The sequence below is a fragment of the Vibrio ostreae genome, from assembly GCF_019226825.1.
Classification (GTDB): Bacteria; Pseudomonadota; Gammaproteobacteria; order Enterobacterales; family Vibrionaceae; genus Vibrio; species Vibrio ostreae.
The window spans coordinates 1,759,975-1,785,691 of the sequence record NZ_CP076643.1; the positions used below are offsets into that span (position 1 = coordinate 1,759,975).

A 25,717-nucleotide genomic window follows, 5' to 3' on the forward strand; every position below is an offset into this window, starting at 1 on the left:
TTAACGCGCGCCGGACAGAAAACTTGATGTTGCTTGTAAGTGTTCAAAGAACGGAGCAATAATGCGGCTAAATTCCGGCACCAGCTGCGAGCCCTTCCACCACTCAGAGCTTGGGAATGCGGTGAACGCATCCATAAAAAATAAGGCTGCTGCAACAATCAGAACTCCACGCAAAGCGCCGAATACGACGCCGAGAATTCTGTCTGTTCCTGAAAGCCCGGTCTTCTGTACCAACTGCGAAATCACGTAGTTGACAATAGCTCCGACAATCAGCGTTGCGACAAACAACGCTGCGATTGCTGTACCATTGCGAAACATTTCATCTTTAATGTTAGTAAAGTATACCGCCAATTTGGCGTAGTACTCGGAAGCGATGTAAAAAGCTCCGAACCAGATTACTAACGACAATGCTTCTTTGGCAAAGCCACGTACCAGACTGATCAGCGCAGACAGGCCAATCACACTTAAAATGACAATATCTAACCAGTTCATGAGTTCTTACATTCTAAGTTGGCGCGCATTTTAACAGAAAAAAACGCGACGCAAACGTTTTCTTATGGGTTTAGTGGTTTAAATTTAAGCAACTGACCTTTTGCGCCGGTAATTTCTTCTAATTCCAGCAACTGTTTTTCCAGCTTACTTTTCGAAACATCCGGGCCAATGATCACGCGGGTAAAACCATTTTCTTGTTTGGTATGAGCCTGATAGCCTCGCTTTTGCAGATCCGCGACCATGTTTTTCGCGTTATCTGCATTCTTGAGCGCCATCAACTGAATCAACCAGGCACTGTCCTGATACTCATTTTTTTCCGCCACACTGCGGGTCGCGGTAACCAAAGATTGCGCGGACTCAGCCTCCGGGGCTGAGTCTGTTTTGCTCTCCGGAGCGGTCGCAATCGCGACTACCGGCGTTTGAGGCAAGGCCGCATCTTCTTCTACCGGTTCCACCACCTCGAACTTTTCCACTTCACTGTCCAGTTCAGGCTTAATGGGGATGGCGGTCATCTCTTCCTTGTAATGCAGCTTTTTGCCATCGAGCACATCGGGTAACACGATAACCCCGACCGCTACAAGAATAATGGTACCGACCAAACGGCTTTGGAATTTACTTGCCATCTTTACTCCCTTGGAATTACGACGGGTTGGATTGTTGCCAATGCTCCAGCACTTCACCGACGGTATGGAAGGAGCCGGCGACGACTATGACATCGTCCGCCTGCGCTTGTGTCAACGCCGCTTCAAAAGCCTCTACCGGGTTCGCATAGCGCACCTGATCCACATCCAGTGTCAGACACAATTCATCCGCTGTCGCAGCGCGAGGGCCGCTCAATGACGCCGGATACCACTGCTTTACGACCGGTTTCAGAATCGCCAACGTCGACTTCACATCTTTGTCGTGCAGCATACCGACCACCATATGCACGCTCTGATCCTGAAATCGTTGCTGTAACTGCGATACAAGATATTCTGCCGAATGCGGGTTATGCGCGACATCCAGTAAGATGGTTGGCGAGTGGCTGATTTGCTGCATACGCCCCGCCAGAGTCGCATTGCTCAGGCCATTGACGATATTCACGTCACTGATCTCCAGCGCGGCGCTGCCCAGCGCCATCAGCGCTGTCGCTGCGTTTGGCAGCGGCAAAGTCGGTAACGGCAGATCGCTCAGATCAAACGAGCCACAGCTCCAGTTCCACGTCGTGTCACTGGTTTTTTGGTAATTGAACTGGATTCCGACCTGATAGAAATCGGCGCCAATGTCGTCTGCATGTGCTGCTACAGTCGGCGGAGGTGTCGGCTGACCGCAGATTGCCGGCTTACCAGAACGGTAAATCCCGGCCTTCTCGAAGCCAATCACGTTAATATCGCTGCCCAGCCAGTCAACATGGTCAACGGCCAGACTGGTGATCACCGACACATCATGATCGACCACGTTGGTCGCATCGAGACGCCCGCCCAAACCGACCTCTAACAGGACGACGTCCACTTGCTCGGTCTGAAACAGACGCAATGCGGCCAGCGTACCGAACTCAAACAAGCTGAGCGTAATGGTACCGCGCTGCTGTTCAACAAACGCAAAGGCTTCCGTGTGCTTTTCATCAGGCAGATCCTGACCATTGACTCGGACACGCTCGTTGTAACGAATTAAGTGGGGAGAACTGTAGACACCAACTGAATATCCGGCATCGAGCAGAATCGCTTCCATCAATGCACAGGTTGACCCTTTACCGTTGGTACCGGCAACAGTAATCACGGTCGGAGCAGGTTTGGTGAGATTGGCTTTTTGAGCGACAGCCTGAACACGGTCCAGACCCAGGTCAATAGCGGAGGAATGAATATGGGTTAAATAATCAAGCCACACCGATAATGGCGATGTGGCTTGTGGAATTGGGTTTTGATTCATCTAACGTATAACCATTGTTTTGCTTGGTTTAGTTAGCGACTACTTTACCCTTTTTTGTCCGCTTCTGGTACAGAATATGGTTCTTCATTTGGCGCATCGTTCACAGAAACAACCAGCGGTGATTCCTGACGAGTCATTTTTGCCAACAGTCCAGCCACGCGCTGACGCATTTCACGACGGTCAACAATCATGTCAATCGCACCGTGATCCAGCAGGAACTCACTGCGCTGGAAGCCTTGTGGAAGGTCTTCACGTACCGTCTGTTCGATAACACGACGACCAGCAAAACCGATCAGTGCTTTCGGTTCACCAATATTGATGTCACCCAGCATCGCCAGACTCGCAGACACACCGCCCATGGTCGGATCAGTCAGCACAGAGATAAACGGCAGACCTTTTTGCGGTCAAACGCTCCAGTGCCGCACTGGTTTTTGCCATCTGCATCAGCGACATCAGCGCTTCCTGCATACGGGCACCGCCACTGGCGGAGAAACAAACCAGACCACAGTTAGCTTCGATTGCAGCGTCAACCGCACGTACAAAACGCGCGCCAACCACTGAGCCCATTGAGCCACCCATGAAAGAGAATTCAAACGCACAGGCAACCACAGGAATGGTCATCAGCTCGCCTTTCATTACAATCAGGGCATCTTTTTCGCCACTGCTCTTCTGAGCAGCTGCAATACGCTCTTTATAACGCTTCGAGTCTTTAAACTTCAGCTTATCTTGCGGCTCTAGTTCTTCCGCAATTTCGTAGCGGTTTGCTTCATCCAAAAATGACTCAAGACGACGACGCGCTTTCATGCGCATGTGATGGTTACATTTTGGACAAACTTCAAGATTGCGCTCTAATTCGGCGTAATAAAGCACCTGTTCACAAGATGTACATTTGGTCCACACCCCTTCAGGGATAGACGCTTTACGTGAACTACCGATGTTGCTTTTCTCTAAAATCTTCTCAAGCCAGCTCATGCAAGACCTTTTACTCTCTCATCTGCCGCCGTATTGCGACAGATTTTTATTCGACATTAACGCGTGTGGATTAAAGCACAGAAAATGCCAACTGTGGACAAAAAACTGGTTGTACCTATTTCCTGAACAGTTATCCCACGCACAACATTGTTTAATTTGAGCTAATCCAATCCGGTTAGTTCAAACTTTCTGGTAAGAACAGCGGTCCCATCGGCGCTTCAGGCAGCTCAAACTCCGGCGGGTAATCAACATCGACCAGATACAAGCCTTCCGCTTTGGCCGTCGCCCCTGCCAGGCTGCGATTTTTCGCCGCCAGCAACCACTCGATCCACTCCGGTGCCTGCTCACCACGGCCGACCGCAATCAGGCTGCCGGTAATGTTACGCACCATATGGTGGACAAACGCATTGGCTTTAATATCAATCACAACGTAGCGCTCATGACGAGTGACGTTTAAGTGCATTATGTTACGCCAAGGACTGCGTGACTGACAATGTGCAGCTCTGAATGACGTGAAGTCATTCTCACCCAGCAGGAATTGTCCGGCTCGATGCATACGCTCAGCATCCAGTTCACCATGATAGTGACTCACACCAGAAGACAAAATTCCCGGGCGATACATGTGATTGTAGATCACATAGCGATATCTGCGTGCTGTTGCACTGAATCGGGCATGAAATTCGTCCGGAACCTCTTTTGCCCAGCGCACCGCAATGTCCTTAGGTAAATTGGCGTTGGCACCCATGGTCCAGGCCACCATTTTACGGCTCGCTGTGGTATCAAAATGGACAACCTGGCCAGTACCATGCACACCCGCATCAGTGCGGCCTGCACACTGAACTTCTACCGGATGATTAGCGATCACAGTCAGTGCTTTTTCCAGCTCTTCCTGCACGCTTTTAACTTCTCGTTGGCGTTGCCAGCCATAATAGTGAGTACCGTCATACTCGATACCCAGAGCGATTCTCATGTCGTTTTTCTCTTAAACATCTAAGGGAAATGGGGCAGGCAGTATAAACCCTCTGCATGATAAATTCTAATGCACAGAAAAAAGAGGCAACCCGGTTGCCTCTTTTCTTACCCAATTATGACACTGCCGATGCAATACCACTCATTATAAGGCGACAGATTAAGCCCGACCATTAATCACATCGATCAGATGCTTGGCTTGGCGGCGAATATCATCATTGCCATCAACAATCGCTTCTTCCAATAGCTTCACTGCCCCTTTGTGATCATTCATTTCCATATAAATCTGGGCCAGATCCAGCTTACCGGCGGCTTCAGCATTGCTGTCGACATCAATATCGGAAATGTCACCGATCACATCCGGAAACTCATTCAGCCCCACATCCAGCTTGAGCTCTTCATCGTCAGGAGAAAGGCCCATATCTTCCCGCTCAACCTGAGCCATCAGCTCATCAATGGTCATAAACTGATTCTGCTGCGGGTCGAAGTCCATGATGTCTTCTTGCTTGCCCCAGTTTTCAGTTTCCACTTCCGGCTGCTGATTCTGAATTTCCGGATGCCAGGCCGCCAGCTCTTCTTCCGGCACATCATCGACGATGTCAGCCTGCTGGTCCGCCGTCAGGCTAAAGCCGTTCCAGTCTTCGCCGCCCATATCCAGCATGGCTTCAATGTCCATACCCGCACTGTCAATCGTTTGGGCATCAATCGGACCATCAAACGCGAAGCCGTCACTGTGAGGCTGTTCATCAAGCAACGCATTGAGCGCGTCCTCGTCAAATTCCTCTCGCGCCGCCATCTTGTCTGGTTGAGGTGATGGCGTATTCTCGCTTTCGCCATGCGGTTCAGGCTCAGATTCACCACCCATGGCATCTTCGGCGAAAGACTGCTCCAGCTCGGCAAACAACTCATCAGACAGTGCTTCATCTTCCTCACCGTCAAAAATGAACTCTGATTCTGCTTCATATTCACTGTCAGCCAGAGCATCGGCTTCGCTGTACTCCGGCAGCTCTAAGTCATCGAAAGCAAACGCTTCATCTGCTTCGGCACTTTCTGGCGGCTCTGCTTGTGCTGAGCTTTCAGGCTGTGCCTCGGCTTCCGGCTCTGCAACGCTGTCTGCCAGAGCATCCGCTTCGCTGTACTCCGGCAGCTCTAACTCATCGAAAGCAAACGCTTCATCTGCTTCGGCACTTTCTGGCGGCTCTGCTTGTGCTGAGCTTTCAGGCTGTGCCTCGGCTTCCGGCTCTGCGACGCTGTCAGCCAGAGCGTCTGCTTCGCTGTACTCCGGCAGCTCTAAGTCATCGAAAGCAAACGCTTCATCTGCTTCGGCACTTTCTGGCGGCTCTGCTTGTGCTGAGCTTTCAGGCTGTGCCTCGGCTTCCGGCTCTGCAACGCTGTCTGCCAGAGCATCCGCTTCGCTGTACTCCGGCAGTTCTAAGTCATCGAAGGCAAACCCTTCTTCGTCTGATTCAGCCTGAGTATCGGCAAATTGCGCAGCCAGGTCTTCCGCTTGTGGCTCATGCTCTTCAGATTGTGGATCAAGCTCTTGCGTTTGTGGGACAGACTCTGCACTCGCTTCAGCAGTCAGCTCTGGCTCTTGCGGCGTGGCTTCCGCCTCTGCGACCGCTTCTGGTTCAGATTGTGCTTCTACCGGCTGCTCCAGCCCGGCAATCAACTCATCAGACAGTCCTTCATCTTCATCACCGTCAAAAATGAACTCTGATTCTGCTTCATATTCACTGTCAGCCAGAGCATCGGCTTCGCTGTACTCCGGCAGCTCTAAGTCATCGAAAGCAAACGCTTCATCTGCTTCGACACTTTCTGGCTGCTCTGCTTGTGCTGAGCTTTCAGGCTGTGCCTCGGCTTCCGGCTCTGCAACGCTGTCAGCCAGAGCATCCGCTTCGCTGTACTCCGGCAGCTCTAAGTCATCGAAAGCAAACGCTTCATCTGCTTCGGCACTTTCTGGCTGCTCTGCTTGTGCTGAGCTTTCAGGCTGTGCCTCGGCTTCCGGCTCTGCAACGCTGTCAGCCAGGGCATCCGCTTCGCTGTACTCCGGCAGTTCTAAGTCATCGAAGGCAAACCCTTCTTCGTCTGATTCAGCCTGAGTATCGGCAAATTGCGCAGCCAGGTCTTCCGCTTGTGGCTCAGGCTCTTCAGATTGTGGATCAAACTCTTGGGTTTGTGAGTCAGGCTCTTGGGTTTGTGGGTCAGACTCTGCACTCGCTTCAGCAGTCAGCTCCCGCTCTTGCGGCGTGGCTTCCGCCTCTGCGGCCGCTTCTGGTTCAGGCTGCTGCTGCTCCAACCCGGCCATAAAATCAGCCGATGACAGCGGTTCAACTTCCTCTACGCCCGACGAATCAGCACCAAGTGGATCGTCCAGTAACCAATCATCATCCTGAGGAACGCCAAATTCATTCGCGACCGGTTCAGGCTGATTGCTGACGCTTTGTGGTGCGACCGGCTCATCCGCTGGTGCTGCGGGTTCCGCTTCGCTTTCGCTGCCTTCAATTTGCGGGCTAAACTCAAATTCGTCATCGCTGTCGCTATCGAGAGAAAACTCACTCTCATCACCAAAATCGAACTCTTCCAGCAAAGGATCATTGTCTGGTACCGCATCCAACAAATCATTTTTGAAATGGGTACTGTTGTACTCTGACTCAGGCTGCTGCGCCTGTTGCTCGATTTCCAGTAGCTCATCAAAGAATTCAGTGCCGTCATCCAGTTCCGCCAGCGCTTCCGGCTCGTCTTCGCTGGTTTCACTGCTCTCCTGCTCTTTCTCCAGCCATTCATCCAACAGGCTGTCACTGTCAATATCGAATGCATCATCTGCCGTCTCAGACGCACTCTGCTCTAACAGTTCATCCAGCATTTGGTCACTTTCATTCTGGGCAGAAATCTCGTCTGATTCTGCCAGCAACTCATCAAGCAACTCGGTGCTGTTACTATCGATGTCGAGTTCGAGATCCTCATCCAGCATTTCATCCAGCAGTGCCGCTTCATCGCTCTGCGCTTCAAGCTGATCCAGATCAGCCTGGGCTTCAATGTTACTGAACAGGCTTTCCAGCTCCTCATCCGAGGTAACTTTGGCATCATCGAGACTGTTCTCGTCCAGCAGGCTGTCAAAATCGAGCGCAGCCAGGTCGTCATCTTCATCCGTGCTGCTGTTAAACAAGTCATCCAGCATCGACTGTTCCAGCATACCGGATTCGAGCTCTTCGCCCGTATCATTTTCTCCGAGCAACGTGTCGAGGTCGTCCTGCACCGCAGAATCATCATCCGACAGGTCGAACACCGCTTCGTCGTCATCTTGCGGCTCTTGCACCGCCTGATCCAACGTACGCTCCATCTCTTCCAGACCCAGCGCTTTTTCATCACCGTTGACACTGATGCCACTGTTACCGCCAAAGTCGGTATCCAGATCTCCGTCATCGTCGATACCGGCAAACGGATCTTCACCGTCTTCATCTTCCAGATTGAAATCGAGATCGTTTTCATCCAGATCAGCAAAAATATCATCCTGTGTATCGTCAGCTTCTGCGGTTTCATCGCTGAACGTCAGTTCGCTGTCATCCGCTTCGCCAAATAAGTCATCATCCAGCAGCAGATCATCTTCCAGACTCTGCAGGGTTTCATCTCCGGCCACAACCGCAGCGGCCTCAGCCTGAGATGGCGGAGTTTGTTCGGCAGGTTTCTGTTCCTGATTATCGGTTTGAGAGCGGCGATTGAGCAGCATCAGCACCAGGAAGGCGATCGCTAAACCCGGGATGAGTGCCATCAAGCCGACCAACCAACCATTGGACAGAATTTGATCCCAGGTTGATGGTGCCAGCTTCTGCTCTGCCTGCTGCTTGCTGCGTTGTTCATCCAGCAATTTTTCCACTTCTGAGCGGATGCGGTTCTCATCACCCAGTTCGTTTTTCAGCGTATCCACTTCTGACTGCATCTCAGCCAACATCAAACGCAAACGATGGTTCTTCTCTTCCAGCGCCAGCATCTCTGAATCGGATGAAGCAATCTGCTGCTCAACTTTATCCACGTCGCTGCGGGTGACTGGCGCAGGCGTGGCGTCGGGGGCCGCTGGGGTAGCTGTCGTCGCTGGTGTGGCCGGTTGGGCTGCAGGGGTCGGTTGAGGCTGCGGGGCGGTGATTTGCACCGGGGCTACCGGTCGGGCTGTGGTCTGGTTGAGGCGCGCCTGATGCGCGTTCATGACATTGACCGCTTCCTGAGTGGTCGCGCTGCGGACCTGCGCCAGCGATGGCACACGCAGCGTACTGCCAGGCATCAGGCTATGGATGTTCTGATTTTCAAACGCCTGAGGGTTAAGGCGATAGATGGCCAGCAAGGTCTGCTGAACAGAAACACTGGGCGACGGTCGTAACCGGCTGGCGATTGACCATAACGTGTCCTGCTCTGACGTCGGGCCAAAAAAAGTCGACGGCTCATTGGACGGCATGATATTGGCCGCTCTGGCCGAGACAGGAGCCGTCTGTTGGCTACGTACAGAAGGAGGCGCAGCCTCTGAGGTGCGAGCAGGAACGACCTGTTCGCTGAATTGAGGCTCGGATTGCACTTCACCGCCAGGTCCGATCAGGCGGATGCCCTCTGCATATACGATGGAAGTCTGAGTCACAACGGCTACGGCGAGAGGCCATAGCAATCGCTTGAAAAATTGATGCATAAAAGGCTCAGCTGAGTGCTTTAACTAATGAATTCTGTGATCTGTTAAATATATCGGATCGGAGGGGCAAAACTATAGGGGATAAAGTAAAAAATGTACCTAAGCCACAATAATCGCAGCAATCTCACACAAAACCTGCGGTTTTGCTAAGACTTTGGGCCAGGATTAGGCGTTATTGATAAAAAGAAAGCCAGCATGCAGCTGGCTTTCGGATCAGGTTATCATTCGCTCAGATATCAGGCGTTTTCAATTTTCGCCCAGGTATCGCGCAGACCAACGGTGCGGTTGAAAACCAGCGCCTCTGGCTGTGAGTCTTTCGCGTCGGCACAGAAATACCCCATACGCTCAAACTGGTAGCCGAACTCAGCTTCTGCATTCGCCAGGCTTGGCTCAACAAAACCGTGCAGTTTGACCAGAGATTCCGGGTTAATGGTGGCAGCGAAGTCATCCGCGGCACCCGGGTTTGGTACGGTGAACAGACGATCGTACAGGCGGAACTCGGCAGCAACACCTTGCTGAGCCGATACCCAGTGAATCACACCTTTCACCTTACGGCCATCTTCCGGGTTTTTACCCAGTGTATCGGCATCGTAAGTACAGTAAATGGTGGTGATGTTACCCTGCTCGTCTTTTTCAACACGCTCAGCTTTAATCACGTAGGCGCCACGCAGACGAACTTCTTTACCCAGCACAAGACGCTTGTACTTCTTGTTGCCTTCCTCACGGAAATCTTCACGTTCGATCCAGATTTCACGGCTGAATGGCACATGACGCTCACCCATTTCCGGCTTATTCGGATGGTTAGCAATGCTCAGCATTTCAGTGCTGTCCGCGTCAAAGTTTTCAATCACAACTTTGACCGGATCCAGAACCGCCATCGCACGTGGTGCGTTTTCGTTCAGGTCATCACGAATACAAGATTCCAGCACGCCAAACTCAATCATGTTGTCTTGTTTGGTCACACCGATACGTTTACAGAATTCGCGAATTGAGCCTGAGGTAAAACCACGGCGGCGCAGACCTGAAATGGTCGGCATACGCGGATCATCCCAACCGTTAACCAGTTTTTCGGTCACCAGCTGGTTCAGCTTACGCTTCGACATCACGGTATATTCCAGGTTCAGGCGGCTGAACTCGTACTGACGTGGGTGACATTCGATGCTGATGTTATCCAGAACCCAGTCATACAGGCGGCGGTTGTCCTGGAATTCCAGCGTACACAGCGAGTGAGTAATCCCTTCCAGTGCATCGGAAATACAGTGGGTAAAGTCATACATCGGGTAAATGCACCACTTGTCACCCGTTTGGTGGTGGTCTGCAAAACGCACGCGATACAACACAGGATCGCGCAGTACGATGAATGACGATGCCATATCGATCTTGGCGCGCAGACAGGCAGTGCCTTCGGCAAATTCACCGGCACGCATCTTTTCGAACAGTGCCAGGTTTTCTTCTACGCTGCGATCGCGGTATGGGCTGTGCTTACCCGGCGCGGTCAAAGTACCACGGTATTCACGAATCTGCTCCGGACTCAGCTCTTCAACATACGCCAAGCCTTTTTGGATAAGTTCCACCGCATATTGATACAGCTTGTCAAAATAGTCAGATGAATAACAAACATCACCGGACCACTCAAAGCCCAGCCACTGTACATCTTTCTTAATTGACTCAACGTATTCGAGATCTTCTTTTTCAGGGTTTGTGTCGTCAAAACGTAAATTACACTGACCCTGATAGTCCTGAGCAATACCAAAGTTCAAACAGATCGACTTCGCGTGTCCGATATGCAGATAGCCGTTCGGCTCCGGCGGGAAACGAGTATGCACGCTAGTGTGTTTACCATCCGCTAAATCTTTATCTATGATTTGGCGAATGAAGTTCGATGGACGAGCCTCAGCTTCACTCATCTATAGCACCTCAAAGTTTATTTAGTATTGTCAGAAAACGGTTTCTGCGAAGAAGGCGTAAAGCCCGGCAGAGCAGAAATATTGCCACTAATGATCCACAATTCTGAATGAATTCACAATAAAAACTGCGGTTTTCTTACGATTATTTCTGCTCGCAGGTGGTTAAATGCACAAACAAAAAGCCCCCGCATGATGCGGAGGCTTGGATTTAACCAAACTCAGACTACAACCTGAACACCAGCGATGCCGGGACAGTGGTTAATCTTGGGAACGAATATCTTTCATCTGACCGGCAATGATTTCCGCCATTGGCCCTAGGATAACCTGCAGGTTGTTAGCCCCCAGTTTTACCACGCCCATCGCGCCCAGCTCTTTGAGCTGCTTCTCGTCAATCACCGACATATCATTCACAGTCAGTCGCAGACGAGTGATACAGGCATCAATATTGGCCAGGTTATCATGGCCGCCCAGTACCGCCAGATATTGCTTGGCCAGTTCAGCGGAATCGCCCGATGCCGCGCTCATGGTCGCCGCTTGCTCTTCATCTTCACGACCCGGTGTTTTAAGGCCAAATTTAACGATGACGGTACGAAATACCACGTAGTAGATAGCGAAGAAGACCAGGCCCTGCACAATCAGCATGTACCAGTTGATCGCCAGTGGGTTACGCGAAGAGAGCACCATATCCACCAGACCTGCCGAAAATCCAAAGCCGGCCATCCAGTGCATCGATGCTGCGATAAAGACAGAAATACCGGTCAGCAGCGCATGCAGGACATACAGCAGCGGAGCCAGGAACATGAAGGAGAATTCCAGCGGTTCAGTCACACCGGTAAAGAAAGAAGCAAAACCGGCGGCGATCATGATAGAGGCCACTTTCTCTTTATGCTTGGCATTTGAGGTGTGGTAAATCGCCAGTGCCGCACCCGGCAGGCCAAACATCATGATTGGGAAGAAGCCCGCTTGATACATACCGGTAATACCAGGAACCGCGGTACCTTCCGCAATCGACTTCGCGCCACCAAGGAAATTAGGAATATCATTAATACCGGCGACATCGAACCAGAATACCGAGTTCAGCGCGTGGTGCAGACCAATCGGAATCAGCAGGCGGTTAAAAAAGGCATAAATACCTGCACCTGTTGCGCCAAGACCTTGAATAGACTCACCAAAGTTTACCAGGCCACCGTAAATCGCCGGCCAGACGTACATCAGCACAAACGCAATCAGGATACCGGCAAATGAGGTCAGGATTGGCACCAGACGCTTACCGGAGAAAAAGGCTAAAGCTTTATGTAACTCGACGGTTGAGTAGCGGTTGTAAATCTCAGCGGAAACAATACCGACCAGAATGCCGACAAACTGGTTATTAATCTTGTTAAATGCGGCAGGAACGGCAGAAGGATCAATACCCTGGATTTGCGCGACTGCGCCTGGTGAGAGCAGGGTTGTGACCACCAGAAAGCCAACGAAGCCGGACAGTGCCGCTGCACCATCTTTATCCTTGGACATACCAAACGCCACACCAACTGCAAACAACACCGACATATTGTCTATAATGGCGGCACCAGCTTTGATCAGAAACGCTGCCAGAGCCGAGTTCGCTCCCCAGCCATTCGGGTCAATCCAGTAGCCTATACCCATTAAAATGGCCGCCGCTGGCAGCGTCGCCACCGGCACCATCAGGGCCTTCCCTACTTTTTGAAAATATCCAAGAATATTCACCTTACGTTCTCCCTATAGGAATTTGGTATACATTGGCTGACTTATTTTAGTCACTCAATTTAGTCCATGTCAGTGTATGCGAAATATTTCGGCTCACAAATTAAAACCGATTTAAATGTGATCTTAATCAAGAGTAAATTGGAAAAATCAAGGAATTTGCTAGCGAGATCATAAAACTTATTTTATCATACGAAAAAACAAACTCGTAACAGTACTATCTGGCGTTGAGTTACTCTAAAATAGTGACAGATACAGCCGTTGACGCCATGATAACCCCAGCCGGGTCGCGTTCGGAAGTCATTGAACTGACAAACGGTTTATCACTTATTTTCAACCAGAGCCTGCGTCTCTGGAAATCAAAAAGATAATTTGCGACCTAATTGAAGTCAGCAAAGAAAGTTCTGCCTCACACTTTCTGCTTAACTGACTGGCCTTGCCGCATGAATTGATCAGATCTCGATAAAGATAAGGACTCGCTAATATGTACGCGCTAACTAACTGTAAAATCTACACGGGTAGCGAAATGCTCACAGAGCATGCAGTCGTGGTTGATGGCGACATAATCCACTCTCTGCAACCTGTCGCTGACTTACCGGCTGAATTAGCCACTATTGACCTGCATGGCGCCAACTTAAGTCCCGGATTTATCGACGTTCAGCTCAATGGTTGTGGCGGTGTAATGTTTAATGATGACATCAGCGCCGCCACCCTGCACACCATGCACCGCGCGAATTTAAAGTCCGGCTGTACCAGTTTTCTGCCCACCCTGATTACTTCATCCGATGATGATATGCGTCAGGCGGTGGCCGCGCAGCGCGACTACCAGCAGCGTTTCCAGAACCACTCCCTCGGTCTGCATCTGGAAGGCCCGTACCTCAATCAGCTCAAAAAGGGCATCCACAGCGTCGATTTTATCCGCTCGTCAAACGACGAAATGATCCGCTTCATCTGTGATAACCGCGACGTGGTGACCAAACTGACGCTGGCACCGGAAAAAAACAATCCGGCCCATATTACGCAACTGGCAGAGGCCGGCATCGTGGTTTCTCTTGGCCATACCAACGCGACCTACGTCGAAGCACGGCAGGGATTTGAAGCCGGGATCAGCTTTGCCACTCATCTGTTTAATGCCATGACGCCGATGATCGGGCGTGAACCGGGGGCTGTCGGTGCTATTTATGATACGCCGGATGTCTATGCCGGTATCATTGTCGACGGCTTCCATGTCGACTACGCCAACATCCGCATTGCCCACAAAATCAAAGGCGACAAGCTGGTATTAGTGACCGATGCCACAGCTCCTGCAGGCGCTGAGATGGATCACTTTATTTTTGTCGGTAAGAAAGTATATTACCGGGACGGCAAGTGTGTAGACGAAAACGGCACACTTGGCGGCTCAGCCCTGACGATGATAAAAGCAATTCAAAATACGGTTGAGCACGTCGGTATCGCTTTAGACGAAGCCCTGCGGATGGCAACCCTATATCCTGCCAAAGCTATTGGAGTGGACAACAAACTGGGTCGAATCCGGCCTGGCATGATTGCCAACCTAACGGCGTTTGACCGCGACTTCCAGGTAAAAGCGACGGTAGTAAACGGACAATACGAGCAAAATGTGTAATGAATGGCGGACAAATAGGTAACGTAGATCTTGTTAAACAGCTCAACAGCGCAGCGGTTTATCGTTTAATTGACCAGCAAGGTCCGATTTCCCGCATTCAGGTTGCCGATGTCAGCCAGCTTGCTCCGGCCAGCGTCACCAAGATCACCCGCCAGCTTCTCGAACGCGGCCTGATAAAAGAGGTCGCGCAACAAGCGTCGACCGGCGGGCGACGTGCCATCTCTCTCACCACCGAAGTGGCTCCCTTTCATTCCATCGCGGTGCGTCTCGGCCGCGATTATATCCAGCTCAGCCTGTACGATTTAGGTGGCAAAGAGCTGGCTAGCGCCGAACACGAATTTCTCTATGCCCAGCAGCCGCAATTAATCGAAGGTCTGCTTGGTCATATTAAAGCTTTCATTGCCCAGCACAGCGCGCAGATTGATCAGTTAATTGCCATCGGTGTGGTCTTGCCAGGCCTGGTCAATCCTGAAACCGGTGTGGTGGAATATATGCCACACATCGATATTGATACTCTGGATCTGGGCGATATTCTGCGCGAGCATTTTCATGTCGAAAGCTTTGTTGGTAACGATGTGCGCGGTATGGCACTGGCTGAACACTATTTCGGCGCCAGCCAGGATTGTCAGGACTCCATTCTGGTCAGTGTGCACCGCGGCACCGGTGCCGGCATCATAGTCAACGGCCAGGTATTTCTGGGCTCTAATCGTAATGTGGGCGAAATCGGCCATATCCAGATAGACGCGCTCGGCGATAAATGCCAGTGCGGCAACTTCGGCTGTCTGGAGACCATTGCCACCAACCCGGCGATCATCAAACGCGTCACCAACCTACTGGCACAGGGTTATGAATCAAGCCTGGCCGGCATTGAGCCGCTGAACGTCGAAACCATTTGTCAGCACGCCAATCAGGGCGATGAGCTGGCCAAACAGGCGCTGGTTCAGGTCGGAAACCAGTTGGGTAAAGCGATTGCCATTACCGTCAACCTGTTTAACCCGCAAAAAATTGTTATCGCCGGTCAGATTACTGCGGCTCCGGAGATTATTTTCCCGGCTATTTTGCGCAATGTACACAATCAGTCGCTCAAGACCTTCCACCGCGATTTGCCTATCGTTGCCTCAGCGGTGGATAAGCAACCGACCAAAAGCGCATTTGCCATGATCAAGCGCGCGATGCTTAATGGCGTTCTGTTACAAAAATTGCTTGAAGACTAATCAGTTGCATATCCTATAATATAGGGCCGTATCTCTATGAAGATACGGCCCTTTTTTAATTAAAATAAGAAACACTATGGATTTGATCATAATCTCTGCGGCATTTCTGGCTGGGTTTATCGCACTAAAATGTCACCTTCCTCCGTTAGTCGGTTTTCTGATTGCCGGGTTTGCCCTCAATGGCTATGGCTTTGAGTCAAACGAAACCATTACCACACTGGCTGACCTCGGTGTCACCCTGATGCTGTTTACTATAGGTTTGAAACTGGATGTCCGTTCTCTGCTTGAGAAGGAAATCTGGGCCGGAGCCACCGTGCACAACCTGCTGTCGACCGCCATCTTCACCCTTATCCTGATGGCGTTCAAAACTCTGGGGCTCGACAGCCTGGCCGATGTACCGGTCTCAAGCCTAGTGTTGCTGGGTTTTGCGCTGTCCTTCTCAAGTACCGTATTTGCGGTTAAATCCCTGCAGGAAAAAGGCGAACTGAATGCCACTTACGGCACACTCGCTATCGGTATTTTGGTCATGCAGGATATCTTTGCCGTGATATTTTTAACCGCATCGACCGGTAAACTGCCGGAATGGTATGCCATCGGACTGTTTATGTTGCCATTCCTGCGCCCACTGATGTTTGAGCTGCTCGACCGGGTCGGCCACGGTGAGATGCTGATTCTGCTCGGTATCTTCCTGGCCCTGGTGGTGGGAGCTGGTCTGTTCGAACTGGTCGGGATGAAGCCGGACCTGGGCGCACTGATCCTCGGTATGATGCTGGCCGGACACAATAAGGCTTCGGAGCTCTCCAAATCCTTGTTTAACTTAAAAGAGTTATTTCTGGTTTGCTTCTTCCTGAATATTGGCCTGTCAGAAGAACCGACCGCAACCGGCTTTTTCCTCGCCCTGCTGCTGCTGATCCTGCTACCGATCAAAGGTATGCTTTATTTCTGGGTTATTAATCGCTTCCATTTCCGGGTGCGTACCTCGCTGCTAGCGTCAATTTCGCTGTTCAACTTCAGTGAGTTCGGCCTGATTGTTGGCGGACTGGCCTTTAAAATGGGCTGGTTACCGGGCGATATTCTGGTCGCCCTGGCCATCTCGGTACCGCTGTCGTTTATTGTCGCCGCACCACTGAGCCGCAAGGGGCACGAACTTTACCAACGCTCGTCACATTGGTTTGATCAGCCCGCGCCGGAAGTCCTGCATCAGCGCGACGCCTTGATTAACCCGGGCAACGCTCAGGTGCTGATCCTCGGTATGGGCCGTATCGGAACCGGTGCTTATGAAGAAATGACCCAACGCTATGGCCAGATCTGTCTGGGTGTCGAACTACGCGAAGACGCCGCCAAAGGTCACCGCGATCAAGGGCGCAACGTCATCAGCGGCGATGCCACCGACCCGGATTTCTGGGAACGTATCCTTGATACCGGACATGGCAAAATGGTGCTGCTGGCGATGCCACATCACCAGGCCAACCAGATTGCCCTGTCGCTGCTGAAAAAGCGTCACTTCCCTGGTCATATTGCGGCAATTGCCGAATACCCGGACCAGATGGACAGCCTGATTGCCGATGGCGCACACGCTGCGTTTAACATCTACAGCGAAGCCGGCACCGGTTTTGCCCGCCATGTTTGCGACCAGCTCAATCCACATTTCAGCCGCAGCTAAACTGGTGATGACAACAAAAGTTAGCGGCTTTTGTTGTCATTCCCGGTGACAAATTAGCCCTTTTCTAAATTCCGTTTAAAATATTAGCCATTAAATTAAATAATATTCATCACACACTCTTTTCTTTAAACTTTTTCACAATTATGGGTTGCCTTTTTTAACCAAAGTGGCAAATTGAAGTCATCTGATTGAAACTCGTCTAATTAAGGAAAGTTGTATGTGTTCTATCTTCGGTATTTTAGACATCAAAAGTGACGCGGCAGCACTTCGTCCGGTCGCTCTTGAAATGTCTAAGAAACTTCGTCACCGTGGCCCGGATTGGTCAGGTATCTACGCATCAGACCGAGCAATTCTGGCTCATGAGCGCCTGGCTATCGTTGGTCTGAATAGCGGTGCCCAGCCTCTGTACAGCCCAGATAGAAAACTGATCCTTGCAGTCAATGGCGAGATCTACAACCACAAAGAAATCCGTGCCCGCTACGAAGGCAAATACGAATTCCAAACCGATTCTGACTGTGAAGTTATCCTGGCACTGTACCAGGACAAAGGTGCCGACCTGCTGGAAGAGCTGAACGGTATCTTTGCATTCGTCCTGTACGATGAAGAGAAAGACGAGTATCTGGTAGGCCGCGACCACATCGGTATCATTCCGCTATATCAGGGTCATGACGAGCACGGCAACTTCTACGTAGCATCTGAAATGAAAGCGCTGGTACCGGTGTGTAAAACCATCGGTGAATTTCCTCCGGGCAGTTCCCTGAGCTCTAAAGATGCAGAGCCAAAACGCTACTACATCCGTGACTGGAACGAATACGCAGCGGTGCAGAACAACGCCACCAGCAAAGAAGATCTGACCAAAGCACTGGAAGATGCAGTAAAACGCCAGCTGATGACCGACGTCCCTTACGGCGTACTGCTGTCCGGTGGTCTGGACTCCTCGATCACTTCTGCAGTCGCAAAACGTTTTGCAGCAATGCGTATTGAAGACGATGAAAAATCCGCAGCATGGTGGCCACAACTGCACTCATTTGCCATTGGCCTGGAAGGCGCACCGGATCTGAAAGCGGCTCGTGAAGTGGCGGACAAACTGGGTACTGTACACCACGAAATGACCTACACCGTACAGGAAGGTCTGGATGCCATCCGTGACGTGATTTATCACATCGAAACGTATGATGTCACCACTATCCGTGCATCAACGCCGATGTTCCTGATGGGCCGTAAAATCAAGGCCATGGGGATTAAAATGGTTCTGTCAGGCGAAGGCGCTGACGAAATCTTCGGTGGCTACCTGTACTTCCACAAGGCACCAAACGCACAGGAATTCCACGAGGAAACCGTCCGTAAACTGCTGGCGCTGAACATGTTTGACTGTGCCCGTGCCAACAAATCTCTGGCAGCATGGGGTGTTGAAGGCCGGGTACCATTCCTGGACAAAGAGTTCATCGACGTGGCAATGCGCCTCAACCCGGCCGACAAGATGTGTGGCAACGGTAAGATGGAAAAACACATCCTGCGTGAGTGTTTTGAACATTACCTGCCAGAGTCCATCGCATGGCGTCAGAAAGAGCAGTTCTCTGATGGCGTAGGCTACAACTGGATCGACACACTAAAAGCAACTGCTGAAGCGAAAGTCACTGATCAGCAGATGGAAACCGCGAAGTACCGCTTCCCGTACAACACACCATCGACCAAAGAAGGTTACGTGTACCGCGAGATCTTTGAAGAACTGTTCCCGCTGGAATCAGCGGCGCACTGTGTCCCTGGCGGCCCTTCGGTTGCCTGCTCTTCGGCGAAAGCAGTAGAATGGGATGAGTCGTTCAAAAACTGTATCGACCCGTCAGGTCGTGCAGTAAAAGCGGTTCACAACGAAGCATACTAATCCCCTTTCCAACTGACTGCTCAGCGGGAAAACCGGATACGTAAAAGGCGCCTGTGGCGCCTTTTTTATTACTCGGACAAAATTAAGCAGGATTAACCTTTCAGGTCGAGATGCTTGTTATCAATGCTCATCGCCACTGGCTGACTGATCATTTTCACCAGCATAATCGAACGGCTCTCACCGTCCGGCTCCTGATAGATAGCCTTCAGCCCTTTGAACTGACCACCTTTGACTTCAATTTCCTGTCCCTTCACCGGCCCTTGAGACTGGGACATCGCCTGCAATGCACAGCCGAACTGCTTCAGTTCGTAGACTAAGTCACCCTGGATCTCTTTAGGCTCAGAGCCGAAACGAATAAAATCCGCCACCCCGCGCGTTGAACGTACCGTGGTGAATGTCGGACCTTGCTGAAAATCAAAACGGACAAACATGTAAGACGGAAATAACGGTTCCCGCACTTTTTGCCGCTTGCCGCGTAAAATTTTCTCGACTTCGATTTCCGGATAAAAGCACTCTACCCCCTGATTTTCCAGATGGGCTTTCGCTCTGACCTGCTCTCCTCGTTTACAGTACAGTAAATACCAACGTTTCATTTCTAACCAACTTTTCTTAACAACTGTGAACTATGGTTTACTCCACTCTGGATGAAGCTGATTGTTATCTCTTTGCTTGTAACACATGATCTTCAAATATGGAAAATTAGATTTCCAGATCCCCCGCCGCGAGACCCACCGCTAACTAATTGTATTTTATACCATTTAACATACGGATTAAAATTCGAACAAATAAGATCATTGCAGTTTTATTCTCTTGCATGTATACGTATCGACCGAATAAAACCTTAGCAATAATGTATTTAACAATATTATAAGCCTAAGGGAAATCATCATTTATAACACTGCATCAAAAGTGATATCCACGGTTTGCACAACGCACCACCGTGAACATTCACCAGAGATGGTTTCTGTCACAGGAAGTACTTTATGTCAGACTTGAATATATTCAAGCAACCTAAACCATTCTATTTGATCTTTTCAATAGAATTTTGGGAGCGATTCGGATTCTACGGGATGCAAGCCATCCTGACCGTTTACATGGTCAAAATTCTGAATATGGATGAATCGACCTCTTTTGTTCTGTTTGGTGCCTTTTCTGCGCTGGTTTACGGTTTCGTTGCCGCCGGTGGTTGGATCGGTGACAAGGTCATCGGCAGTAAACGGGCCGTGACGCTAGGTGCCATCATTTTAATGATTGGTTATGCCCTGCTTGGCTTGTCCACCGCAGAGCAAAGCTTCGGTGGTCCGACACTTATCTTTATTGCCATGGGCTTTATCACTGTGGGTAACGGCCTGTTCAAAGCCAACCCGTCCAGCCTGCTGGCCAAAGTCTACCCGGAAAACGATCCTCGCCTCGATGGCGCGTTCACCATGTATTACATGGCGATTAACCTCGGTTCGTTCATTTCGATGATCATCACCCCAATCGTAGCAGAGCGTGCCGGCTACGGCATGGCATTTGGTGTCAGCGCGATTGGCCTGGCGATCACTGTGGTTAACTTCATCATGTGCCAGGGCATGCTGCGCAAAGTCGGCTCACCGGCTGATCTGGCACCGGTGAATAAAACCAAACTGCTGCTGGTCACCGTTGGCTCTGTTATTGCCAGCTTTGTATGTAGCTACCTGCTGCAGAACCTGGCACTGGCGCACGGTATCCTGGTTGTCGCCGGCTTGACGATTGTATTTTTCTACTTTAAAGAAGCCCTGTCGATTCGCGGTATCGAGCGCCAGAAAATGCTGGTTGCTTTCGTGCTGATGCTGCAAGGTGTGGTGTTCTTCGTGCTCTACTTCCAGATGCCAACCTCACTCAACTTCTTTGCGATTCATAACGTCAGCCACGATATCTTTGGTATTGGTGTTGAGCCGGAGCAATTCCAGGCTCTGAACCCGTTCTGGATCATGGTGGCCAGTCCGGTCCTGGCGATGCTGTACGGCAAACTGGGCGATCGTCTGTCGATGCCGTTTAAATTTGCCTGTGGTATGGCGCTGTGTGCCATGTCATTCCTGATCCTGTCCTGGGGAGCGAACTTTGCCAATGCTGAAGGCATCATCAGTTCAAACTGGCTGGTGTTGTGTTACGCATTCCAGTCGATCGGTGAACTGCTGGTGTCCGGTCTGGGCCTGGCCATGGTGGCTCAGCTGGTTCCGCAGCGTATGATGGGCTTTGCGATGGGGATGTGGTTTTTGACCTCAGCAACCGCAGCCGTTATTGCTGGCTGGGTCGCAAGTCTGACCTCGGTACCGAGCCATGTAGCGTCCGCCACTGAATCACTGGCTATCTACGGTGATGTGTTTGGTAAGATTGGTTATGCCACTGCGGCCATTACCGTACTGACCTTCCTGATTGCACCTAAGCTGAGTAAAATCTGCCGTGGTGAGAACGAAGTCGTGCTGGAAACCGCGCAAGCTTAACGTCGGCCCGTCCAACATAAAAAGCCTCAGTTCATGCTGAGGCTTTTTCGTCTCTGATGGTTGTGTATCTGAGCGTTGGGCTCTGGTATCGGTTAAGTCCGGCGTTACAGTCGTTCTCTGACCAGACTTGCCATCATCGCGATATGAGCGGCTGAATCGTTGAGACACTCGATATAGTGGAATGTTTCTCCGCCGGCATGCAGAAAAATCTCGCAGTTCTGCTCGGAAATTTCTTCCAGGGTTTCGAGACAGTCAACCGAGAAGGCCGGACACAGAATATCAAGCTTTTTGACACCTTGCCCCGGCAGTGCCTGCAGGGTTTTGTCCGTATACGGCTGCAGCCACTCTTCACGACCAAACCGTGACTGATAAGTCATCAGAACTTTTTCAGGAGCCAGGCCAAGCTCGGCAGCCAAAAGACGGGTGGTCTGCTCACAATGCTGAGGATAAATATCACCATTATCCGCATAGCGCTTGGGAATACCGTGATAGGAACAGACCAACAGATCACCCTGACCATTCTCCTGCCAGGACTGACGCACCTTGTCGGCCAGCGCTTGGATGTAAAGCGGATGATCGTGGTAATCGCGCACGAAGCTCAGATCCGGCACCACATCAACCTGTTTCATCGCTTTCGCCACACCGTCAAACACCGCCGCGCTGGTTGTTCCGGAATACTGCGGATACAACGGCAGAACAATAATGCTGTCCACACCTTGCTGCTGCAGCTTCTGAACGCCGCTCAGCAGGCTAGGCTCGCCGTAAGTCATGCCCATTTCAACCGGTATATTGAGCGCCTGTTGCAAGCCCTGCTGCTGACGTTTGGAATAGACCATCAGCGGTGAGCCTTCATCCATCCAGATACTCTGGTACAGCTTAGCCACCTTTGGCGAACGTAACGGCAGAATAATGCCATGCAGGATCGGACACCACAGCCAGCGGCTCATATCCACCACACGCTGGTCGTGCAGGAATTCACTCAGAAAACGTTTTACCTCAGCCGCCGTCGGCGCTTGTGGCGTCCCCAGATTGGCTAACAGCACACCATAATTTTTGTTGTTTTGCATAATGTCCATTCAGGTTTGTCACGCAGCGTCACGCGCTGCCGGATTAAAATTGAATCTCGCAAAATGACCGGCATCCCGGTCCCGGGCTGGAATCAACCGGTCTGAAGGTGCTTGTACGGACTTTTAGCAGAAAAAGTTCATAAAAAAAGCGACCTTACGGTCGCTTCACTATAACAAATATTCAGCTCAGGCTAAAATTGAGATTAAGCCAGTGCTTTCTCGATATCTGCGCTTACTTCAGCCACTTGCTTAGTGCCGTCGAATTTCAGGTATTTAGTGTTACCCGCTTGCGCTTCTTTACCGTAGTATTCAATCAGTGGTGCAGTTTGAGTGTGGTATACATCCAGACGTGCACGTACGGTTTCTTCTTTGTCATCTTCACGGATAACCAGATCTTCACCCGTCACGTCATCTTTACCTTCCACTTTTGGCGGATTGTAAACAACGTGGTAAGTACGACCTGAAGCCAGGTGAGCACGACGGCCCGCCATGCGCTCAACGATCACATCATCAGCAACGTCAAACTCAATCACGTAGTCAACGTCAACACCCATTTCTTTCAGACCGTCCGCTTGCGGGATAGTGCGTGGGAAACCATCCAGCAGAAAGCCCTTTTGGCAATCTTCTGCAGCGATACGCTCTTTGATCAGACCAAGAATGATTTCATCAGAAACTAGCTGACCAGCATCGATAACGGCTTTCGCTTGTTTACCAAGCTCTGTACCCGCTTTGATCGCAGCACGTAGCATGTCACCAGTAGAGATTTGTGGAATACCGTACTTCTCCATGATGAATTGAGCTTGTGTGCCTTTACCTGCACCTGGAGCACCTAGAAGAATGATGCGCATGTTTAATCCTCTTTAGAAATGATATTTATACCGAAGCTCACAGCTCCTTGTGTCGCGAGACGGTAAGTTTCGGTATAACGAGACCAATAGGGTTTGTTGATGACTCCGCATGCCATAACGCAAACGGTTAAGCCCAACAAACAGGCGTGCCAAAATACACGCCTTATTAGTGACATTCAAGTCTGCTATTCTATCACAGAAATTCGTTGCACAGCGCTTTCTAAGACTAAAGAATACCCGTCAGCTGCCGTTTTCTCTGCAATTACATCAAAGATAGCGTGACTTCACGTCATATCGGCTCGTCGCCAATAAAAAAAGCTCGCACGCGGCGAGCTTTACCCTAAAACTTATTCAACCTTAGTCAAAAGCTGATTGATTGCAGTGACAAATTGTGACGGATCTTCCATCGCACCACGTTCCGCCAGCATCGCCTGGCCAAGCAGCACTTCTACCCAACGGGCAAACGCTTCCTGATCCGGCTCATCAGCCATACGTTTCACCATGGCGTGTTCCGGGTTGATTTCAAGAATGTACTTCACTTCCGGCGCCGCTTGACCGGCAGCCGCCAGCAGTTTCGCCATCTGTGTGCCCATTTCAAAGTCATCAGTGACCACTACCGCAGGGGTTGAAGCCAGTTTGAAGGTGGTACGCACGTCTTTAACCCGCGCGCCCAGGTACTCTTTCACACGTTCAACGACAGATTTAAACTCTTGTTCTGTCTCTTTGTGTTTCTCTTTTTCCGCTTCGTCTTCAAACTTGCTCAGATCAAGGCCCGCTTTACTGATGGACTGGAACTGCTTACCGTCAAACTCGGTCAGATAGTTCATCATCCACTCATCAATGCGATCGTACATCAGCACGACTTCGATGCCTCTGGCTTTAAACTGCTCCAGGTGCGGGCTGTTTTTCGCTGCGCTGTAACTGTCCGCCGTCAGGTAGTAAATCTTATCCTGACCTTCTTTCATGCGTTCAACATAAGCACTCAGGCTGACATTCTGCTCAGCAGATTCACTGTCGCTGGAAGCAAAACGCAGCAGGCCGGCAATCTTCTCTTTGTTGGACATGTCTTCGGCCAGGCCTTCTTTCAGCACCATACCAAATTCTTTCCAGAAGCCCTGATATTTTTCTGCATCGTTGGACGCCATGCGTTCCAGCATGGTCAGCACCCGCTTGGTACAAGCGTTACGCAGCGATTGCGTGACCTTGTTATCCTGCAGAATTTCGCGCGACACGTTGAGCGGCAGATCGTTAGAGTCAATCAGGCCACGCACAAAACGTAAATAAGACGGCATAAACTGTTCAGCGTCATCCATGATGAACACGCGCTGCACGTACAGTTTCAGGCCATGCTTGTGATCGCGGTTGTACATATCCCAAGGCGCTTTAGCCGGAATGTACAACAGACTGGTGTAGTCGTTTTTGCCTTCGACTTTGTTGTGGCTCCACACCAGAGGATCAGCAAAATCGTGTGATACATGCTTGTAGAACTCCTGATACTCTTCATCACTGATATCAGATTTGGCACGAGTCCACAAAGCCTGCGCTTTGTTGATTTGCTCCCACTGGGTTTCACCGCTTGGCTTGCCTTCCTCATCCATCACCTGAGTCTGGATGTAGACCGGGATACCGATGTGGTCTGAGTATTTCGAGATCACATCGCGCAGACGCCATTCCGACAGGAACTCTTTACCTTCGTCACGCAGGTGCAAAATGATGTCAGTACCACGGGAAGATTTCGTGATGGTCTCCACGGTGTAATCGCCTTCACCTTGTGAATACCATTGCACCGCTTCTTCTGCCGCCAGGCCCGCCGCACGTGAACGTACCGTCACCGCATCGGCAACAATAAAGGCCGAGTAAAAACCGACCCCGAACTGACCGATCAATTGTGAGTCTTTAGATTGATCTTGAGATAATTTTGAGAAAAATTCAGCCGTACCCGACTTGGCGATCGTACCCAGATGCTCAATCACATCGTCACGGCTCATGCCGATACCGTTGTCAGAGATGGTCAAAGTATTCGCTTCGCTGTCAAACGACAACTTCACTCCAAGATCAGCATCATTTTGATACAAATCTGCGTTAGATAACGCCTGAAAACGCAATTTATCCGCTGCATCTGATGCGTTCGAGATCAGCTCACGCAGGAAGATTTCTTTGTTGGAATACAAAGAATGTATCATCAGATGAAGTAGTTGCTTAACTTCAGATTGAAAACCACGTGTTTCTTTGTTTGCCATTGCAGTTTCGCTCATATTAGCTCCATAACATCATTTTTGCCCCCAGACTAAAATTTGGGGTATGAG

The 25,717-nt window shown here is 50.7% G+C and carries 16 protein-coding genes and 1 pseudogene; 5 read left to right on the forward strand and 12 right to left on the reverse strand.

Going from position 1 to position 25,717, the window contains the following annotated elements:
- From KNV97_RS14150 to nagE, 8 genes and pseudogenes are all read right to left on the reverse strand, one after another.
- A complete protein-coding gene (locus KNV97_RS14150) occupies nt 1–492 on the reverse strand; it encodes a CvpA family protein (RefSeq protein ID WP_136487948.1) in 492 nt (163 codons plus the stop codon).
- Between the two features lie 62 nt (nt 493–554).
- Nucleotides 555–1,115 (reverse strand): SPOR domain-containing protein, encoded by a 561-nt coding sequence (locus KNV97_RS14155; RefSeq protein ID WP_218562166.1) that lies wholly within the window; start codon nt 1,113–1,115, stop codon nt 555–557.
- A 16-nt stretch (nt 1,116–1,131) separates the two neighbouring features.
- Nucleotides 1,132–2,400 carry a bifunctional tetrahydrofolate synthase/dihydrofolate synthase gene (gene folC, locus KNV97_RS14160; protein ID WP_218562167.1) on the reverse strand — a complete coding sequence of 423 codons (1,269 nt, stop codon included), beginning with the start codon at nt 2,398–2,400 and terminating at the stop codon, nt 1,132–1,134.
- Nucleotides 2,401–2,444: 44 nt separating this feature from the next.
- Nucleotides 2,445–3,372, reverse strand: a pseudogene (gene accD, locus KNV97_RS14165) (acetyl-CoA carboxylase, carboxyltransferase subunit beta).
- 175 nt (nt 3,373–3,547) lie between these two features.
- Nucleotides 3,548–4,342 carry a tRNA pseudouridine(38-40) synthase TruA gene (gene truA / locus KNV97_RS14170; RefSeq protein WP_136487952.1) on the reverse strand — a complete coding sequence of 265 codons (795 nt, stop codon included), beginning with the start codon at nt 4,340–4,342 and terminating at the stop codon, nt 3,548–3,550.
- Nucleotides 4,343–4,501: 159 nt separating this feature from the next.
- Entirely contained in the window at nt 4,502–8,968 is a 4,467-nt protein-coding gene (locus KNV97_RS14175; protein ID WP_322972681.1) for a FimV/HubP family polar landmark protein, read from the reverse strand.
- Between the two features lie 284 nt (nt 8,969–9,252).
- Nucleotides 9,253–10,923, reverse strand: coding sequence for a glutamine--tRNA ligase (gene glnS / locus KNV97_RS14180; protein WP_218562169.1), 1,671 nt, complete (start codon nt 10,921–10,923; stop codon nt 9,253–9,255).
- A gap of 258 nt (nt 10,924–11,181) precedes the next feature.
- Entirely contained in the window at nt 11,182–12,648 is a 1,467-nt protein-coding gene (gene nagE, locus KNV97_RS14185) for an N-acetylglucosamine-specific PTS transporter subunit IIBC (RefSeq protein WP_218562170.1), read from the reverse strand.
- A 481-nt stretch (nt 12,649–13,129) separates the two neighbouring features.
- Here nagE and nagA point away from each other — a divergent pair, with 481 nt between their 5' ends.
- The 4 genes from nagA (at nt 13,130) to asnB (ending at nt 19,028) form a co-directional block, all read left to right on the forward strand.
- Complete coding sequence (gene nagA, locus KNV97_RS14190) at nt 13,130–14,269, forward strand: N-acetylglucosamine-6-phosphate deacetylase (RefSeq protein ID WP_218562171.1); 1,140 nt, start codon at nt 13,130–13,132, stop codon at nt 14,267–14,269.
- Nucleotides 14,269–15,483 carry a DNA-binding transcriptional regulator NagC gene (nagC, locus tag KNV97_RS14195; RefSeq protein ID WP_136487824.1) on the forward strand — a complete coding sequence of 405 codons (1,215 nt, stop codon included), beginning with the start codon at nt 14,269–14,271 and terminating at the stop codon, nt 15,481–15,483. Before nagA ends, nagC begins: the two co-directional genes overlap by 1 nt.
- Nucleotides 15,484–15,559: 76 nt before the next feature.
- Complete coding sequence (locus tag KNV97_RS14200; protein WP_136487823.1) at nt 15,560–17,146, forward strand: cation:proton antiporter family protein; 1,587 nt, start codon at nt 15,560–15,562, stop codon at nt 17,144–17,146.
- Nucleotides 17,147–17,363: 217 nt separating this feature from the next.
- The gene (asnB, locus tag KNV97_RS14205) at nt 17,364–19,028 is read left to right on the forward strand and encodes an asparagine synthase B (RefSeq protein WP_218562172.1); all 1,665 of its coding nucleotides are present in this window, start codon (nt 17,364–17,366) and stop codon (nt 19,026–19,028) included.
- Nucleotides 19,029–19,120: 92 nt separating this feature from the next.
- Here asnB and rfaH read toward each other — a convergent pair whose 3' ends face one another.
- Nucleotides 19,121–19,621 (reverse strand): transcription/translation regulatory transformer protein RfaH, encoded by a 501-nt coding sequence (rfaH, locus tag KNV97_RS14210; protein WP_218562173.1) that lies wholly within the window; start codon nt 19,619–19,621, stop codon nt 19,121–19,123.
- Nucleotides 19,622–20,011: 390 nt separating this feature from the next.
- Here rfaH and dtpA point away from each other — a divergent pair, with 390 nt between their 5' ends.
- Nucleotides 20,012–21,496 carry a dipeptide/tripeptide permease DtpA gene (gene dtpA, locus KNV97_RS14215; RefSeq protein WP_136487820.1) on the forward strand — a complete coding sequence of 495 codons (1,485 nt, stop codon included), beginning with the start codon at nt 20,012–20,014 and terminating at the stop codon, nt 21,494–21,496.
- Nucleotides 21,497–21,600: 104 nt separating this feature from the next.
- Here dtpA and hemH read toward each other — a convergent pair whose 3' ends face one another.
- The 3 genes from hemH to htpG all read right to left on the reverse strand — a co-directional run bounded on the left by hemH (nt 21,601) and on the right by htpG (nt 25,666).
- Entirely contained in the window at nt 21,601–22,563 is a 963-nt protein-coding gene (gene hemH / locus KNV97_RS14220) for a ferrochelatase (protein ID WP_218562174.1), read from the reverse strand.
- Nucleotides 22,564–22,766: 203 nt separating this feature from the next.
- Nucleotides 22,767–23,411, reverse strand: coding sequence for an adenylate kinase (gene adk, locus KNV97_RS14225; protein WP_136487818.1), 645 nt, complete (start codon nt 23,409–23,411; stop codon nt 22,767–22,769).
- A gap of 347 nt (nt 23,412–23,758) precedes the next feature.
- Nucleotides 23,759–25,666: a molecular chaperone HtpG gene (gene htpG / locus KNV97_RS14230; RefSeq protein WP_218562175.1), complete on the reverse strand. Its 1,908-nt coding sequence runs from the start codon at nt 25,664–25,666 to the stop codon at nt 23,759–23,761.
- Nucleotides 25,667–25,717 lie beyond the last annotated feature (51 nt).

Excerpts from the sequence above, each read along its gene's own strand:
- KNV97_RS14155 (WP_218562166.1), bottom strand. The coding sequence starts at position 1,115 with ATGGCAAGTAAATTCCAAAGCCGTTTGGTCGGTACCATTATTCTTGTA.
- nagC (WP_136487824.1), top strand. The coding sequence starts at position 14,269 with ATGAATGGCGGACAAATAGGTAACGTAGATCTTGTTAAACAGCTCAAC.
- nagA (WP_218562171.1), top strand. The coding sequence starts at position 13,130 with ATGTACGCGCTAACTAACTGTAAAATCTACACGGGTAGCGAAATGCTC.
- truA (WP_136487952.1), bottom strand. The coding sequence starts at position 4,342 with ATGAGAATCGCTCTGGGTATCGAGTATGACGGTACTCACTATTATGGC.
- hemH (WP_218562174.1), bottom strand. The coding sequence starts at position 22,563 with ATGCAAAACAACAAAAATTATGGTGTGCTGTTAGCCAATCTGGGGACG.
- folC (WP_218562167.1), bottom strand. The coding sequence starts at position 2,400 with ATGAATCAAAACCCAATTCCACAAGCCACATCGCCATTATCGGTGTGG.
- KNV97_RS14200 (WP_136487823.1), top strand. The coding sequence starts at position 15,560 with ATGGATTTGATCATAATCTCTGCGGCATTTCTGGCTGGGTTTATCGCA.
- rfaH (WP_218562173.1), bottom strand. The coding sequence starts at position 19,621 with ATGAAACGTTGGTATTTACTGTACTGTAAACGAGGAGAGCAGGTCAGA.
- asnB (WP_218562172.1), top strand. The coding sequence starts at position 17,364 with ATGTGTTCTATCTTCGGTATTTTAGACATCAAAAGTGACGCGGCAGCA.
- glnS (WP_218562169.1), bottom strand. The coding sequence starts at position 10,923 with ATGAGTGAAGCTGAGGCTCGTCCATCGAACTTCATTCGCCAAATCATA.
- htpG (WP_218562175.1), bottom strand. The coding sequence starts at position 25,666 with ATGAGCGAAACTGCAATGGCAAACAAAGAAACACGTGGTTTTCAATCT.
- KNV97_RS14150 (WP_136487948.1), bottom strand. The coding sequence starts at position 492 with ATGAACTGGTTAGATATTGTCATTTTAAGTGTGATTGGCCTGTCTGCG.
- dtpA (WP_136487820.1), top strand. The coding sequence starts at position 20,012 with ATGTCAGACTTGAATATATTCAAGCAACCTAAACCATTCTATTTGATC.
- adk (WP_136487818.1), bottom strand. The coding sequence starts at position 23,411 with ATGCGCATCATTCTTCTAGGTGCTCCAGGTGCAGGTAAAGGCACACAA.